Annotated in this window: 9 protein-coding genes and 1 pseudogene; 9 read left to right on the forward strand and 1 reads right to left on the reverse strand. The window is 67.0% G+C overall.

From position 1 onward, the window contains the following. Positions 1-301 precede the first annotated feature (301 nt). Both CNE_RS21215 and CNE_RS21220 read left to right on the forward strand, forming a co-directional pair. The gene (locus tag CNE_RS21215) at positions 302-769 is read left to right on the forward strand and encodes an MgtC/SapB family protein (protein ID WP_041228563.1); all 468 of its coding nucleotides are present in this window, start codon (positions 302-304) and stop codon (positions 767-769) included. A gap of 195 nt (positions 770-964) precedes the next feature. Further along, positions 965-1,471 carry a DUF2628 domain-containing protein gene (locus CNE_RS21220; protein WP_013952330.1) on the forward strand — a complete coding sequence of 169 codons (507 nt, stop codon included), beginning with the start codon at positions 965-967 and terminating at the stop codon, positions 1,469-1,471. Between the two features lie 21 nt (positions 1,472-1,492). Here the strand turns inward: CNE_RS21220 and CNE_RS21225 are convergent, their stop codons facing one another. Beyond that, positions 1,493-2,395, reverse strand: a complete 903-nt coding sequence (locus CNE_RS21225) for a LysR substrate-binding domain-containing protein (protein WP_010813949.1) — start codon at positions 2,393-2,395, stop codon at positions 1,493-1,495. Between the two features lie 190 nt (positions 2,396-2,585). On the opposite strand from CNE_RS21225, the gene CNE_RS21230 reads away from it, so the two are divergent. From CNE_RS21230 to CNE_RS21260, 7 genes and pseudogenes are all read left to right on the forward strand, one after another. Beyond that, positions 2,586-3,500: an SDR family NAD(P)-dependent oxidoreductase gene (locus tag CNE_RS21230; RefSeq protein ID WP_013952331.1), complete on the forward strand. Its 915-nt coding sequence runs from the start codon at positions 2,586-2,588 to the stop codon at positions 3,498-3,500. After that, positions 3,500-4,743: pseudogene (locus CNE_RS21235) on the forward strand (CaiB/BaiF CoA transferase family protein). Before CNE_RS21230 ends, CNE_RS21235 begins: the two are co-directional and overlap by 1 nt. 146 nt (positions 4,744-4,889) lie before the next feature. Further along, positions 4,890-5,096, forward strand: coding sequence for a DUF6494 family protein (locus CNE_RS21240; RefSeq protein ID WP_010813946.1), 207 nt, complete (start codon positions 4,890-4,892; stop codon positions 5,094-5,096). 305 nt (positions 5,097-5,401) lie between these two features. Next, positions 5,402-7,597, forward strand: a complete 2,196-nt coding sequence (locus tag CNE_RS21245; protein ID WP_013952332.1) for a type I secretion system permease/ATPase — start codon at positions 5,402-5,404, stop codon at positions 7,595-7,597. After that, the gene (locus tag CNE_RS21250; RefSeq protein ID WP_013952333.1) at positions 7,581-8,969 is read left to right on the forward strand and encodes an HlyD family type I secretion periplasmic adaptor subunit; all 1,389 of its coding nucleotides are present in this window, start codon (positions 7,581-7,583) and stop codon (positions 8,967-8,969) included. Before CNE_RS21245 ends, CNE_RS21250 begins: the two co-directional genes overlap by 17 nt. Positions 8,970-9,044: 75 nt before the next feature. Beyond that, positions 9,045-16,046 carry a VCBS domain-containing protein gene (locus CNE_RS21255; protein ID WP_013952334.1) on the forward strand — a complete coding sequence of 2,334 codons (7,002 nt, stop codon included), beginning with the start codon at positions 9,045-9,047 and terminating at the stop codon, positions 16,044-16,046. 166 nt (positions 16,047-16,212) lie between these two features. Next, positions 16,213-17,565 carry a TolC family outer membrane protein gene (locus CNE_RS21260; protein ID WP_013952335.1) on the forward strand — a complete coding sequence of 451 codons (1,353 nt, stop codon included), beginning with the start codon at positions 16,213-16,215 and terminating at the stop codon, positions 17,563-17,565. Positions 17,566-17,605 lie beyond the last annotated feature (40 nt).

The following is a 17,605-nucleotide window of genomic DNA, read 5'->3' on the forward strand; positions in this document are numbered from 1 at the left end:
GAATCAGTGCATAAACAGCCAGATCAGGACGAGGATGAAGGCCGGGACGCCAAGCAGCCAGGCGAGTAGATAGGGCATGATGCAACTCCTGTTGATGACGGTAATCAGTGATTCCAATATAGGAACGCCGCCATGGCGGCACTGTCGGGGAGCTTCCGCTTGCGGTGTAGGACGCAGCCGCGCGCACCTGGCGGGCGGCCCGAACGATGTGGCGCCAGCGCCTTGCGGCCCGCCGGCCCGGTTGCCGGCGGGCCATCCCGTGCTACGCTCAGGTCTGCACCAAAGCACCCGGAGGCGAGCCATGGACGGGGTCTGGTCTGAGATTTTCAGGGTCTTGCGCGCCGAGTTCGCCGATGTGCCGGACGCTGCCGAGGCCACCCGCATCCTGACGCGCCTGTTCATGGCGATGCTGCTGGGCGGCCTGATCGGCTATCAGCGCGAGGTCTCCGGCAAGGCAGCGGGGCTGCGCACCCATATGCTGGTGGCGCTGGGCTCGGCGCTGTTCGTGCTGGTGCCGCTGCAGGCCGGGGTGCCGCTGGGCGACATCAGCCGCGTGCTGCAGGGGCTGATTGCCGGCATCGGCTTCCTTGGCGCCGGCGCGATCCTGAAGCACAGCGACGAAGCCCACATCGAGGGCCTGACCACCGCGGCCAGCATCTGGATGGTCGCGGCCATCGGCGTGGCTGCTGGCCTGGGGCGCGATACCACTGCGCTGATCGCCACCATCTTCACGCTGGTCATCCTGCAGGTCCTGCATCGCTGGAAATAGCGCACCCGCACCCGGCGCATCCGGCACCCGTGCCGCCTCGCGTGCGCCGGTCTGTTCGCTTGCCCGCCAATTTGCGCCATTTGCCACGGCAATGCGCGCCAGCGCACGCTGCCCGCGCGCGGCGCGCCCTATGCTGTGGCACAGGTTGCGCCGCGATCCACAGGCGCAGCCGTGGCAGAGCAGGGGGAGGTAGCGATGAAATCATCGATTCGTGACGACGCGGCGCTGGCCGCATTCGTGGGGCCGCGCTATGCGTACTACAGCCAGCGCTGGTCCCTGGCCGAGACGCGCGGCGGCATGTCGTGGAACTGGGCGGCGTGCCTGCTGGGACCGTTCTGGATGGCCTACCGGCGCATGTACTGGCAGGTGGGGGTCTTTGCGCTGATCGTCTGCGCCGAGCCTGTGCTGCACGCGCTGTTCGGGCTGAAGATGCCGCTGGCAGTCCGGCCGATGCTGTATGCCATGGCGCTGCTGCTGGGCATGTATGGCAACCAGATCTACCGCTGGCATGCCGAGGCGACCATCCGGCACCTGCGCGAGTACCATTTTTCACCGGAACTGGTGTACGACTCGCTGGCGCGCAGTGGCCGCACCAGCTGGCCCGGTGTGTTCGCCATGGCCCTGCTGCTGGTGGTGATGGCGGTGTCGCTGAGCCCGCTGGCGGGGCTGGTGGTGCAGGGCAGCGGGCTGGCCTCCGGCTGAACGGCCGACGACTTACCCGTCTTACACTGGCTCGCGCGCCGCGTCGACCAGATACTGGATCAGCGTTTCGGCAAACTGGGGCAGTTCGCGCCCCGGGCGGCGCACCAGGCGCAGCTCGCGCTTGGCCCATTCGTCTTCCAGCTGGATAAAGCGCAGCACCTTGCGGCTGGCGTAGCGGCGCGCGCAGCTGTTGGGCACGATGGCGATGCCCGCGCCGGCCTCGACCATGCGGCATACGGCATCGAAGCTGCCCACCTGGATGCGCAGGCTGATGCGCTTGCCCATGCCGCCGGCGATGCGGTCCAGGAACGACTGGATCGCGCTGAACTGGTTCAGGCCGACAAAACGGCAGGTATCGAGCAGGTCGGCGAAATGCAGCCGCTTGAAGGCGGGCAGCGGGTGGTTGACCGGTGCGATCACGATCAGTTCGTCGCTGCACAGGTGCATCGCGTCCAGGTCCTGGGTGGCGACTTCACCGGCCACGATGCCCAGGTCGGCGGCGCCGGCGCTGATCGCCGAGACGATTTCCTGCGACAGGTGCTCTTCCAGCTCGATGTCCACGTCCGGGTTCTCGCTCAGGAAGCGCGATACGCCGGTGGCCAGGAACGAGTTGGTGGCGGTGGTGTTGGCCAGCAGCCGCACGCGGCCCTTGACGCCCTTGGCATAGGGCCGCAGGTCGGCGTGCAGGCATTCCAGTTCGCGGAAGACCTCGCGCGCGTGGCGCAGCAGCGCATCGCCCGCCGGCGTCAGGCGCACGCCCTTGACCTGGCGGATCAGCAATTGTGTCTGGAACGCCTCTTCCAGCTGCTTGATCCGGGTGCTGGCCGCGGGCAGCGACAGGAAGCTGCGTTCGGCCGCGCGGGTCAGGTTCTCCGTCTCGCCGACGTTCAGGAAGAGGCGGAGGTCGGTCAGGTCGTAATGCATGGGCTTCCGTCAGGCCAAAGGCCAGTTTTGTGATTCGTGAATTCCAAAGTCTCGGCCGTCAATTTATCGTATCCACTGCGGCGTGGACATCCGGATTGACCGCATCGGCGGGCGATGCCCGCGGCGCAGGGGTGTTTCGCCGGGTTTGCGGTCGGTGACCGCACAAAAAAGTATTCAGAGGAGCAGCGCAATGAGCGGTTTGATGGCAGGCAAGGTCGCCCTGGTGACGGGCGCAGGTGGTGGAATCGGGCGCGGCATCGCGCTGGAACTGGCCGCCGCCGGCGCCAAGGTGGTGGTGAATGACCTCGGCGTGTCGATGACCGGCGAGGGCGGCGACGCTGGCCCCGCGCAGCGCGTGGTGGAGGAAATCCGCGCCGCCGGCGGCGAGGCCGTGGCCAATACCGACAGCGTGTCGACCTGGAACGGCGCCAATGCCATCGTGCAATGCGCGCTGGACAACTTCGGCCGCATCGACGCCGTGGTCAACAACGCCGGCAACCTGCGCGACCGCATGTTCTTCAAGATGAATGAAGAAGAATGGCGCTCGGTGATCGACGTGCACCTGCACGGCACCTTCTTCGTCAGCCGCGCCGCGGCCAACTACTTCAAGGACCAGGAGAGCGGCGCCTACGTGCACATGACCTCCACCTCCGGCCTGATCGGCAACCTGGGCCAGGCCAACTATTCGGCGGCCAAGCTGGGCATTGCCGCGTTGTCCAAGTCGATCGCGCTGGACATGCAGCGCTTCAACGTGCGCTCGAACTGCATCGCGCCGTTCGCCTGGAGCCGCATGACCAGCTCGATTCCGGCCGAAACGCCGGAAGAAAAGGCACGCGTGGCCAAGCTGCAGAAGATGGAAGCCGGCAAGATCGCGCCGGTGGCGGTCTACCTTGCCAGCCCGGCCGCCAGCGAAGTCAACGGCCAGATCTTCGCGGTGCGCGCCAACGAAATCATCCTGATGAGCCAGCCGCGCCCGGTGCGCTCGGTGCATATGAGCGATGGCTGGACGCCTGAGACCGTGGGCGAGATCGCCATGCCGGCCATGCGCTCCAGCTTCTTCAAGCTGGAGCGTTCGCCCGACGTGATCAGCTGGGACCCGATCTGATGGCGGGCAGCCAGGCCCCGACGCACGGCGCGCTTGCCGGCGTGCGGGTGCTGGACCTGTCGCGCATCCTGGCCGGTCCCTGGTGCGCGCAGAACCTGGCGGACCTGGGCGCCGAGGTCATCAAGGTGGAGCGGCCCGGCGCGGGCGACGACACCCGTTCGTGGGGGCCGCCCTGGCTGCCCGGCGCGGACGGGCAGCCGTCGCGCGACGCCACCTACTTTGCCGGTGCCAACCGCGGCAAGCAGTCGGTGACGCTCGATATCGCCAGCCCGCAAGGGCAGGAGATCGCGCGGCAACTGGCGGCGAAGTCGCAGATCGTGCTGGAGAACTACAAGGTCGGCGACCTGAAGCGTTACGGGCTGGACTATGACAGCCTCAAGGCGATCAACCCGTCCATCGTCTACTGCTCGATCACGGGCTACGGCCAGACCGGGCCGAGCGCGCACAAGCCCGGCTATGACTTCATCTTCCAGGGCCTGGGCGGCCTGATGAGCGTCACCGGCGAGCGCGACGACCTGCCCGGCGGCGGGCCGCAGAAGGTGGGCGTGGCGGTGGTCGACATGCTGACCGGCATGTATGCCACCGTGGCCGTGCTGGCCGCCTTGCGCCATGCCGAACGCACCGGCGAGGCCAGCATATCGACATGGCCCTGCTCGATGCGGTGGTGGCGGTCGGCGCCACGCCGATCATCGCCCAGCGCGTGACCGGCAAGGCCATGCCGCGCTACGGCAACGCGCACGCCAATATGGTGCCCTACCATGTGTTCGCCACCGCCGACGGCTACATGATCGTCGCGGCCGGCAACGACGGGCAGTGGCAGGCGTATTGCCGCGGCGTCGAGCGTCCCGACCTGGCCGCCGACGAGCGCTTTGCCACCGGCCCCGGCCGCATCATCCATCGCGACACGCTGGTGCCGCTGCTTGAGGCGCATATGCGCACGCGGCCGACGGCGCACTGGGTGCAGGCGCTGGAAGCGCAGGGCATCCCGTGCGGGCCGATCAACGACTACGGCCAGGTGCTGGAAGACCCGCAGGTGCGGCATCGCGAGCTGCAGGTGGACCTGGTGCGCGACGATGGCAGCCTGTGCCCGACCGTCAAGAGCCCGCTGCGGCTGTCCGCGACCCCGGTGCAATACGACGCCCCGCCGCCGCGGCTGGGCGAGCATACCGGGCAGGTGCTGGAATCGGTGCTGGGCCTGTCGGCCGAGCGCATCGCCAGGCTGCGCGAGCAAGGCGTGGTCTGACTGGTGACGGGTGCCTGGCAGGCAACTGCCGGGCACCGCCTGCTTCCGGGCGGATCACCAGGCCTCTGCACAAAGTCCCCCCATCGCCTAGGCTGTCTGGGTAGCGGCCCGAACCGTGATTCCCGGGATCCCCACAGGAGACAGCCATGAACGAAGAGACCTTCAACCTCAGCATCCGCAAGTTCCTGAAGGTGGTCGGCGTCAGCTCACAGCGCGAGATCGAACAGGCGATAGCCAGGGCCATGGCCGACGGTACCATCGCCGGCAATGAGCACTTGCCGGTGTCGGTGACGCTGGAACTGGCGGGTGTCAAGCTCCAGGCGCGCTTTGAGGGTGAAATCCAGCTTGAGTAAGGCGGTCATGGCGGTGCTCGTTTTGGTTCTGTTTCTTGCGTGAAACGCCAAAAGGATGACCCCGCCCGGTCCTTTTGTTGCGCCATCTGATCCATCCGCAGTATGGGCGCGCAGGGCCCCTTCACATATTCTTCCCGGAAACGTCGAACCAATGGGACCGGGGGGACACCATGGCTGGATGCAACGAGCGCATGCCTTGCGCAGGGGGCGCGGTATGTGCAGGCCGTGCAACGCGACGTGCGCAAGCGTGGGTTGCACGCCACCGCACGGGCCACGGGCCACTCTGAAGCGCGGGGGCCGTTGCCATGCATGCCGCCGCCACTACGCCCGCAAGGAACATCGAGGACACCGGCTGGAACCTGCCGGATCCGCCAGGTCGGCACGCGCGCCCCGATGATCCGCTGCTGGCGTGCCTGCTCTGGCTGGCCCGGCGCTTCCAGCGGCCAGTCGCGGCCGAAGCCCTGATTGCGGGCCTGCCGCTGGAGGCGGATCGCCTGACCGCTGCCTTGTTTCCACGCGCGGCCGCACGCGCCGGCATGTCGGCGCGGCTGGTCAAGCGCCCGCTGGACGACATCCCGGACCTGGTGCTGCCCGCCATCCTGCTGCTCGACCAGAGCGAGGCCTGCGTATTGCTGCGCCGTGGCGACGAGGGCATGCTGCTGGTCTCGCAGCCGGAATGGGGCGACGGCGAGCAGCCGGTCCGCCAGGAAGACTTGCTGGCCCGGTACACCGGCCATGCCATCTTCGCCCGGCCCGCGCACCGCTTCGAGGCGGCGGGCGATGCCGGGCCGGCGTCGCCGCATGGATGGTTCTGGGGCGTGATGCGCCAGTCGTGGCCGCTCTATGGCGAGGTGCTGGTTGCCTCGCTGCTGCTCAGCCTGTTCGCGCTGGTCATGCCGCTGTTCACCATGAACGTCTATGACCGCGTGGTGCCGAACCATGCGCTGGAAACGCTGTGGGCGCTGGCCATCGGTGTGGGCCTGGTGCTTGGCTTCGAACTGGTGATGCGTACGCTGCGGGGCTATTTTGTCGACGTGGCGGGCCGGCGCATCGATGTCACGGTCTCCGCGACGGTGTTCGAGAAGGTGCTGGGCATCGAGATGAAGGCGCGGCCGGCGTCGGTGGGCAGCCTGAGCAGCCAGCTGCATGAATTCGAGTCGGTGCGCGAGTTCCTGACCTCGGCCACCATCACGACCCTGGTCGACCTTCCGTTCGCCGCGGTCTTCATTGCGGCCATGTTCTGGGTCGGTGGCCCGCTGGCCTGGGTGCCGCTGCTGGCGGTGCCGCTGGTGATCGGCACCAGCCTGCTGCTGCAGGGGCCGCTGTCGCGCGCGGTACGCGCCAGCAGCGCCTGCGCGGCCCAGCGCCAGGCCGCACTGGTCGAAACCCTGGTGGGGCTGGAGACCATCAAGACCAGCGGTGCCGAAGGTGCCGCCCAGCGCAAATGGGAGCAGGTGGTCGGGCAGATGGCGCAACTGGGACTGCGGGCGCGGCTGCTCTCCGCCTGCGTGATCAACCTTTCGCTGTTCGTCCAGCAGGCCGCCACGCTGGTGGTGGTGGTGATCGGTGTCTACCTGATCGCCGACGACCGGCTGACCACGGGCGGCCTGATTGCCTGCACCATCCTTGCCGGCCGCGCGCTGGCGCCGCTCTCGCAAGTGGCCGGGCTGACCACCCGCTATCACCAGGCGCGCACTGCGCTGGCCGGCATTGACCGCATGATGGCGCTGCCCGTCGAGCGCCCGCCCGGCAAGCATTTCCTGCACCGCCCGCCGCTGCGCGGCGAAATCGAGTTCCGGCAGGTCAGCTTTCGCTATCCGGGCCGCGACATCGCGGCACTGGATGGGGTCTCGTTCCGCATTGGCAGCGGCGAGCGGGTTGGCCTGATCGGCCGCATCGGCTCAGGCAAGACCACCATCGAGAAGCTGATCCTCGGCCTGTACGCACCGGATGCCGGCACCGTACTGGTCGACGGCGCGGAGGTGCGCCAGCTGGACCCGGCCGCGTTGCGGCGCGACATCGGCTATGTGCCGCAGGACGTGATGCTGTTCAGCGGGACGCTGCGCGACAACATCGTGATGGGCGCCCCGTACGCCGACGACGAAGCCGTGCTGCGCGCGGCGCGCCTGGGCGGCGTGAGCGACTTTGTCGATCGCCTGCCGGACGGCTATGACCTGCGCCTGGGAGAGCGCGGCGAAGGCCTTTCGGGCGGCCAGCGCCAGGCCATTGCCATTGCCCGTGCCGAGTTGCTGCAGCCGCCGCTGCTGCTGCTCGACGAACCCAGCAGCGCCATGGACAACCGTACCGAGGAGCAGTTCAAGGCGCGCCTGGCCTTAGCGCTGGGCGGGCGCACGCTGATCCTGGTCACGCATCGCGGCTCGCTGCTCAGCCTGGTCGATCGCCTGATCGTGATGGACCAGGGCCGCATCGTCGCCGATGGCCCCAAGGCCGAAGTCCTGAATGCGCTCGCGGGGAGGAAGCTCCATGTCGCTTCAGCCTGATCCGCAACGCATGGGGCCAGTGCGGCGCCTGATCGCCGCGCTGAGGCCGCGTGCCGACGACACCGCCTTCATGTGCGAGCGCGATGCGGCCGCGCTGGCGCAACCGCGCTATTTCACACACTGGATCCTCTGGTCCGCCCTGGTCTTCGTGCTGGTGGCGCTGGCCTGGGCCGCGCTGGCGCAGGTGGACGAGGTGGCCGTGGGCGAGGGCAAGGTGATCCCGTCGAGCCAGGTGCAGGTGGTGCAGAACCTCGAAGGCGGGATCATTGCCGAGATCATGGTGCGACCGGGGCAGGTGGTGAACAAGGACCAGCCGCTGATGCGCATCGACGATACCCGCTTCACGGCTTCCTACCAGGAAGGCCGCACCAGGGACGATGCGCTGGTGGCACGCATTGCGCGCCTGAGCGCCGAGGCCGACGGCACGGCGTTCGTGGCGAGCGCGCCGGCCGATGCCGAGGGCCGCCGCTTCGTGTCCGAGGAGCGCGCGCTGTTCGAGTCGCGCAAGCGCGCGTTCGATGCCAATCTCGCCGTGCTGCGCCAGCAGTCAGAGCAACGGCGGCAGGAGCTGACCGAGAAGCGCTCGCGCGAGCAGCAACTGCGGCAGAGCCATCGGCTGGTGGCGCAGGAGCTGGCCATGATGCGCCCGATGGTGGCGCAGGGCGTGGTGTCCGAGGTCGACCTGCTGCGGCTTGAGCGCCAGGCCAATGACCTGAAAGGCGAACTCGAGGCCGCGCGGCTCGCCATGCCGCGCCTGGAGGCCGCCTACCGCGAGAGCCAGCAGAAAGCCGACGAACTGGGCACGCATTATCGCGCCGAGGCCATGAAAGAGCTCAACCAGGCCAAGGCCGAACAGGCCGCGCAGAGCGCCACCAACACGGCGCTGCAGGACCGCGTCGATCGCACCCTGGTGCGCGCCCCGCTTGCCGGCGTCATCAAGCAGATCAAGATCAATACCGTGGGCGGCGTGGTGCAGCCCGGCATGGACCTGCTGGAGATCGTCCCGCTGGAAGACACGCTGTTGGTCGAGGCGCGCGTGCGGCCTGCCGACATTGCCTTCCTGCGGCCCGGCCAGCCGGCGGTGGTCAAGCTGTCGGCCTACGACTTTTCGATCTATGGCGGCTTTGCCGGCACCGTGGAGCATATCAGCGCCGATACGCTGACACCGGAGCGCCCGGGCGAGCGCCCGGAAAGCTACTACCTGGTGCGCGTGCGCACGCGCGACAACCGGCCAGGCGGCAGTGCCGTGCAGGTACCCATCCTGCCCGGCATGGTGGCCACGGTCGATGTGCTGACCGGGCAGAAGACGGTGCTCCATTACCTGCTCAAGCCCATCATCAAGACCAGGGAACTGGCGTTCCGGGAACGATAAGAACGGGGCGGACTGCCCACGACGATAACAAGCAAGGCATGGCCGGCAGGCCGGCATTCAGGACGGAGAGTAATCATGGCAACCCTGACAGGTAGCAACGGCAGCGACAGCATCAGCGGCACCACGTCCGCCGACACCATCCTGAGCGGCAATGGCAATGACTACGTCAGCGCCGGCGATGGCAACGACTATGTCGATGCCGGCAACGGCGACGATATCGTCGAAGGCGGCAGCGGCGACGACACGCTGCTGGGCGCCAACGGCAAGGACCGCGTGTTCGGCGGGCTCGGCAATGACAACTTGTCGGGTGGCAACGGCACCGACGCGGTCTATGGCGGCAGCGGCGATGACGTGATCGGCAGCATCGACGGCTCGTCGGCGCTTTACACCGGCGACAATGGCGGCGATACGCTGTATGGCGACGGCTACGACAGCTACGCCGACTACCTGCTCGGTGCCGGCCATGAGTCAGCCCGGCCGGGTAACGACCGCATCTATGGCGGCAACGGCGACGACCTGATCTACGGAGACAACGGCAACAATGCCGCCCTCGGCGGCGATGACATCATCGCCGGTGGCAACGGCAAGGACACCATCTACGGTGAAGGCGGCAACGACAAGATCTCCGGCGGGGCAGGCGGCGATACCCTGAGCGGCGGCAGCGGCGCTGACGTCTTTGTCTATAACGCCGTCTCCGACTCCACCGCGGCCGGCATGGATGTGATCACCGACTTCCAGCGCGGCGTGGACCACCTCGACTTGCGGCCCGTGCTGGGCGACGCTGGCTTTGAATGGGGTGGCCGCCAGCCCACGGCCCACGGAGCCTGGTTCCAGCAATCGGGGGGCAATACCTATGTCTACGTGGATGTCGACGGCAATCCCGCCACGGCGGAAATGGTCATCAAGCTCAACGGACTGCACGAACTGACCAAGTCGGACTTCGCTGGCTACGACAACCATGCGCCAACGGCAGTGGCCGATACCCACGCGATCGGCGAGAACAACTCTCCGAACCCGATCACCGGCAATGTGCTGTCGAACGACAGCGACGTCGATGCGGGGAACGTGCTGGCCGTGGCCAATCCCGGCACCTATGCCGGCCAGTACGGCACGCTGACGCTCCACGCCGACGGCAGCTACAGCTATGAGCTGGACAACGGCAAAGGCCAGGTGCAGGCATTGCGGCAGGGCCAGCAAGTCCAGGACACGTTCAACTATGAGGTGTCCGACGGGCAGGCCGGTGCGGCTTCTTCGCTGAGCATCCGGATTACGGGTGCCAACGATGGAGCCACCATCACGGCCTCGGCCAGCGAGGACAAGGCAGTGACCGAAGCCGGCGGCGCAGGCAATGCTGAAACTGGCGACGCATCTGCCAGCGGCAAGCTGACGGTCACCGATGTCGACACCGGTGAAGCGCACTTCGCCGCGGTGGCGCCGGAGAGCCTGGCAGGACAGTACGGCACCTTCGCCTTCGACAGCAACACCGGGGCCTGGAGCTATACGCTCGACAACACCAAAGCGGATGCCCTGATCGCGGGCCAGCAGGTCAGCGATTCGCTGACGGTGTCCTCGGCCGACCAGAGCGCGCAGCAGACCATCAAGGTCGACATCACCGGTGCCAACGATCACGCCACCATCTCGGCCTCGGCCAACGAAGACAAGGCAGTGACCGAATCCGGTGGCGCAGGCAACACCGACCCGGGCGACGCCTCCGCCAGCGGCAAGCTGACGGTCACCGATGTCGACACCGGTGAAGCGCACTTCGCCGCGGTGGCGCCGGAGAGCCTGGCAGGACAGTACGGCACCTTCGCCTTCGACAGCAACACCGGGGCCTGGAGCTATACGCTCGACAACACCAAAGCGGATGCCCTGATCGCGGGCCAGCAGGTCAGCGATTCGCTGACGGTGTCCTCGGCCGACCAGAGCGCGCAGCAGACCATCAAGGTCGACATCACCGGTGCCAACGATCACGCCACCATCACAGCCTCGGCCAGTGAAGACAAGGCGGTGACCGAAGCCGGCGGCGCAGGCAACACCGACCCGGGCGACGCCTCCGCCAGCGGCAAGCTGACGGTCACCGATGTCGACACCGGTGAAGCGCACTTCGCCGCGGTGGCGCCGGAGAGCCTGGCAGGGCAGTACGGCACCTTCAGCTTCGACAGCAATACCGGGGCCTGGAGCTATACGCTCGACAACACCAAGGCGGATGCCCTGATCGCGGGCCAGCAGGTCAGTGATTCGCTGACGGTGTCCTCCGCCGACCAGACGGCGCAGCAGACCATCAAGGTCGACATCACTGGTGCCAACGACCACGCCACCATCACAGCCTCGGCCAACGAAGACAAGGCAGTGACCGAAGCCGGCGGCGCAGGCAACACCGACCTCGGCGACGCCTCCGCCAGCGGCAAGCTGACGGTCACTGACGTCGATACCGGTGAAGCGCACTTCGCCGCGGTGGCGCCGGAGAGCCTGGCCGGGCAGTACGGCACCTTCAGCTTCGACAGCAATACCGGGGCCTGGAGCTATACGCTCGACAACACCAAGGCGGATGCCCTGATCGCGGGCCAGCAGGTCAGCGATTCGCTGACGGTGTCCTCGGCCGACCAGAGCGCGCAGCAGACCATCAAGGTTGACATCACCGGTGCCAACGATCACGCCACCATCACAGCCTCGGCCAGTGAAGACAAGGCGGTGACCGAGGCCGGCGGCGCCGGCAACACCGATCCCGGCGACGCCTCCGCCAGCGGCAAGCTGACGGTCACTGACGTCGATACCGGTGAAGCGCACTTCGCCGCGGTGGCGCCGGAGAGCCTGGCCGGGCAGTACGGCACCTTCAGCTTCGACAGCAACACCGGCGCCTGGAGCTATACGCTGGACAACACCAAGGCCGATGCGCTGATCGCTGGCCAGCAGGTCAGTGATTCGCTGACGGTGTCCTCCGCCGACCAGACGGCGCAGCAGACCATCAAGGTCGACATCACTGGTGCCAACGACCACGCCACCATCTCGGCCTCAGCCAGTGAAGACAAGGCGGTCACCGAAGCCGGCGGCGCAGGCAATGCTGAAACTGGCGACGCATCCGCCAGCGGCAAGCTGACGGTCACTGACGTCGATACCGGTGAAGCACACTTCGCCGCGGTGGCGCCGGAGAGCCTGGCAGGGCAGTACGGCACCTTCGCCTTCGACAGCAATACCGGCGCCTGGAGCTATACGCTGGACAACACCAAGGCGGATGCCCTGATCGCGGGCCAGCAGGTCAGTGATTCGCTGACGGTGTCCTCCGCCGACCAGACGGCGCAGCAGACCATCAAGGTCGACATCACCGGTGCCAACGACCACGCCACCATCACAGCCTCGGCCAGTGAAGACAAGGCAGTGACCGAAGCCGGCGGCGCAGGCAACACCGACCTCGGCGACGCCTCCGCCAGCGGCAAGCTGACGGTTACCGATGTCGACACCGGTGAAGCGCACTTCGCCGCGGTGGCGCCGGAGAGCCTGGCAGGACAGTACGGCACCTTCGCCTTCGACAGCAACACCGGGGCCTGGAGCTATACGCTCGACAACACCAAAGCGGATGCCCTGATCGCGGGCCAGCAGGTCAGCGATTCGCTGACGGTGTCCTCGGCCGACCAGAGCGCGCAGCAGACCATCAAGGTCGACATCACCGGTGCCAACGATCACGCCACCATCTCGGCCTCGGCCAACGAAGACAAGGCAGTGACCGAATCCGGTGGCGCAGGCAATACCGACCCGGGCGACGCCTCCGCCAGCGGCAAGCTGACGGTCACCGATGTCGACACCGGTGAAGCGCACTTCGCCGCGGTGGCGCCGGAGAGCCTGGCAGGACAGTACGGCACCTTCGCCTTCGACAGCAACACCGGGGCCTGGAGCTATACGCTCGACAACACCAAAGCGGATGCCCTGATCGCGGGCCAGCAGGTCAGCGATTCGCTGACGGTGTCCTCGGCCGACCAGAGCGCGCAGCAGACCATCAAGGTCGACATCACCGGTGCCAACGATCACGCCACCATCACAGCCTCGGCCAGTGAAGACAAGGCGGTGACCGAAGCCGGCGGCGCAGGCAACACCGACCCGGGCGACGCCTCCGCCAGCGGCAAGCTGACGGTCACCGATGTCGACACCGGTGAAGCGCACTTCGCCGCGGTGGCGCCGGAGAGCCTGGCAGGGCAGTACGGCACCTTCAGCTTCGACAGCAATACCGGGGCCTGGAGCTATACGCTCGACAACACCAAGGCGGATGCCCTGATCGCGGGCCAGCAGGTCAGTGATTCGCTGACGGTGTCCTCCGCCGACCAGACGGCGCAGCAGACCATCAAGGTCGACATCACTGGTGCCAACGACCACGCCACCATCACAGCCTCGGCCAGCGAGGACAAGGCAGTGACCGAAGCCGGCGGCGCAGGCAACACCGACCTCGGCGACGCCTCCGCCAGCGGCAAGCTGACGGTTACCGATGTCGACACCGGTGAAGCGCACTTCGCCGCGGTGGCGCCGGAGAGCCTGGCCGGGCAGTACGGCACCTTCAGCTTCGACAGCAACACCGGCGCCTGGAGCTATACGCTGGACAACACCAAGGCCGATGCGCTGATCGCGGGCCAGCAGGTCAGTGATTCGCTGACGGTGTCCTCCGCCGACCAGACGGCGCAGCAGACCATCAAGGTCGACATCACTGGTGCCAACGACCACGCCACCATCTCGGCCTCAGCCAGTGAAGACAAGGCGGTCACCGAAGCCGGCGGCGCAGGCAATGCTGAAACTGGCGACGCATCCGCCAGCGGCAAGCTGACGGTTACCGATGTCGACACCGGTGAAGCGCACTTCGCCGCGGTGGCGCCGGAGAGCCTGGCCGGACAGTACGGCACGTTCAACTTCGACAGCAACACCGGCGCCTGGAGCTATACGCTGGACAACACCAAGGCCGATGCGCTGATCGCGGGCCAGCAGGTCAGTGATTCGCTGACGGTGGCTTCGGCAGACCAGACGGCGCAGCAGATCATCAAGGTCAACATCACCGGTGCCAACGACCACGCCACCATCTCGGCCTCGGCCAACGAAGACAAGGCAGTGACCGAAGCCGGCGGCGCAGGCAACACCGACCTCGGCGACGCATCTGCCAGCGGCAAGCTGACGGTTACCGATGTCGACACCGGTGAAGCACACTTCGCCGCGGTGGCGCCGGAGAGCCTGGCAGGACAGTACGGCACCTTCACCTTCGACACCAACACCGGGGCCTGGACCTACACGCTCGACAACAGCAAGGTGCAGTTTCTCGCCGCAGGCCAGCATGTGACCGACTCGCTGTCCGTGCAATCGGCCGATCTCACCGCCACCCAGGCAATCACAGTCAACATCACCGGCGCCAATGATGCTGCTGTGAACGCCATGCCCACGGCACAGGTAGTCAACGAAGACGCGCCGCTGGTATTCAGCACCACCAATGGCAACGCCCTCAGCATCTCTGACGTGGACAACGGCAGCCATACCGTGACGCTCAGTGCGACCTCCGGCACGATCAGCCTGAACGGCTTCGCGGGGCTGCAGTTCCTGGCGGGCGACGGCACCTCGGACAGCACCATGACGTTCACGGGCAGTGACGCGGCGATCAATGCCGCGCTGAACGGCCTGCGTTTCGTCGGTGACAAGGACTATGCGGGCGCAGCCACGCTGCAGATGCAGACCAGCGATGGCGCCTCGGTCGATAGCGACTCGGTCGCGATTGCAATCAATCCGGTCAATGACGCACCAGTGGCGGCAGCGGACGTGATCTACGCCTCGAACAATACCAACGGCATCCTGATCCCTGTCAGCGCACTGCTTGGCAATGACGGCGATGTCGATGGCATGGCCTTGTCGGTGATTGCGCTGGGGTCTGCCACGGGCGCGGTCAGCAACCTGGCGTTCGCGCCGGGGACCAATAACAGCTACGTCATGTTCAACACCGACAACGGGGCGTCGGGCAGCTTCAGCTACACCATTTACGATGGTGCGGGCGGCACCAGTACGGCTACCGTCACGGTCAATGTCTCGTCGACCAACGGGTCGGCCGACGTGTCGCTGGCGGGCCTGAACTACCAGGCTTCCTACCTGGATGGCGGCAGCAACTCCGATGCGCTCACGGGCGGCGCCACCGGCGACGTCTTTATTGGCGGCAACGCCGCCGACACGCTCAAGGGCGGCACCGGCGACGACGTGCTGCGCGGTGGCATAGGCGACGACACGCTCGACGGCGGCACCGGCATCGACATGCTGGACTTCTCGGATGCGAGCGGCGCTGTCACCTTTACCCTGACCCAGAGCGGCAGCGGCACCCTCGTCAACCTGACCAGCGTCGGCCTGGACCGGGATACCTACAGCAATATGGAAGGCGTGATCGGTTCGCGCTTCAGTGACACACTGACCGGCAGCTCGTCCGGCGACATCATTCGCGCCGGCGCGGGCAATGACACCATCGACGGCGGTGCAGGCATCGATCTGCTGGATTTCTCCGATGCCACCGGCGCGATCTCGCTCACTCTGACACAGAGCAGCAGTGCCACGGCGCTGAACCTGGTTGCGGTCGGCCTTGGCACCGACAGCTACAAGAACATGGAAGGCGTGATCGGTTCGGCTTTCAACGACAACCTGATTGGCTCGAGTGGCATCGACGTGCTGCGGGGCGGCGCCGGCGATGACAACCTGACTGGTGGCGGCGGCAACGACACCCTGATTGGCGGTGCGGGTGTCGACACCCTCACCGGCGGTGCAGGCAGTGATACGTTCGCCTTTCTCCGGGCCGACTCGGCCTCGGTGGACAAGGTCACCGATTTTGACCGGGCGCCCGTGGCCGCGGGCGGCGATGTGCTGGATTTGTCCGACCTGCTTTCCGGCGTCACCGTCACAGCTGCCAATGCCGGGCAGTTCATTCGCCTGTCGGAAGTCGATGGCAACACCGTCGTCAGCCTGGATCGGGATGGCAGTGGCACGGCGGCTGCATTCCAGGACGTGGCGGTGCTGCAGGGCGTAGTCGGGCTCGATCTCAACACGTTGTTGAGCAACGGCAATATCCACACCGCCTGAGGCGTGCGATCGGTGGCGGATTCAGAGAGGGAAATGCAGGGCAGCAGTAAAGCCGGAATCCGGCGCAGTTGAAAACCATAATAAACGGGTAGCGCACCGCTTCCCGTCTCGCGCAGGCGCCGGCCAGCGTGATACGCGGCAGCGGGTGCGCCCGAGTGGGGGAAGCATGACAACGACATGGTGCCGGCTGGCACATGTACTGCTATGGGCCGCCATGGTGGTGCCGCATCACGCGGCAGCCCAGGCGCTGCGCCAGGCAGTCGAGCAAGCCGTGCATACCAATCCCGAAGTGCTGGCGGCGGGCAGCCGCCGGCTGGCCGCGGACGAGGGGCTGACGCAGGCGCGCGCCGGTTACCTGCCGCGGGTCGATGTCAATGCCGCCACCGGTCGCGTACGCCTGGACAGCCACAGCACCCGGCTGATGGGCCTGTCCGACTCTTCCTATGCCAGTCATGCGGCCGGCGTGACGATCTCGCAGATGCTGTTCGACGGCTTCGCCACCAGCAGCGATGTGGAGCGCCAGGGCGCACGGATCGACGGTGCGGCCTACCGGGTCGGCGCGACTGCCGAAGACATCGCGCTGCGCACGGTCGGCGTCTATGTGGAGGTCCTGCGGCGTCAGGAAACGGTGGTCATCGGCCTGGCCAATCTGGAAGCGCACCAGCACATCTATGACCAGATCCGGCTTGGCGCCGACAACGGGGTGCTGCGCCGCGCCGATCTCTATCAGGTCGAAAGCCGCCTGGCGCTGGCCAAGGCCAGCCTGCGGGCGGAGCAGGGCAGCTTGCAGGACGCCATGACAGCCTACTTGCGCGTGGTCGGCGCGCCGCCGGAGGCCTTGTCCAGGCCGGACTCGCTGTCGACGCTGCTGCCTGCCACCGAACGGGAGGCGCAGCAGGTGGCAAACGCCAATCACCCCGCGCTGGGTGCTGGGCAGGCCGATATCGCCGAAGCCCTGGCCGGACGTTCGCTGGCCAAGTCCGCGTTGTGGCCAAGGCTGGATCTCGAGGTCGGCGTGGCGCGCGACCGCGACCGCGTGCTCGGCACCACCGACGAGCGCAGCGTGATGCTGCGCGTGCGCTACAACCTGTTTCGCGGCAACGCCGACAAGGCGCGCATCAACGAGGCCGGCTACCAGGTCCAGGAAGCAGAGCAGAACCTGGACCGGCTGCGCAGGCAGGTGCAGGAGGCCGTATCGCAGGCCTATAACGCCCACCTGACGGCGCAGGACCGGCTGGTGAGCCTCAAGCAATACGTGGAGGCCAGCGACGCCACGCGCGTCAGCTACGGCAAGCAATTCCGGATCGGGCAGCGCAGCCTGCTTGACCTGCTGAATGCCGAGAACGAGTACTTCAGCGCCCGCACGGCCTATGTGACCGGCCAGTACAACGAACTGGCCAGCCAGTACCGCATCCTTGCCGGCATGGGCTTGCTATTGGCGACCCTGCAGGTGCCGCCGCCTCAGACGGGGATGGTGCAGGTGGGGCAGTGGGCAGCGCCGCCGGTGGGACAGAGGTAGGGGGGGACGGTACCGGGCAATCCGGCAGCCATGCTTCAGC

The organism is Cupriavidus necator N-1 (assembly GCF_000219215.1).
GTDB lineage: Bacteria > Pseudomonadota > Gammaproteobacteria > Burkholderiales > Burkholderiaceae > Cupriavidus > Cupriavidus necator.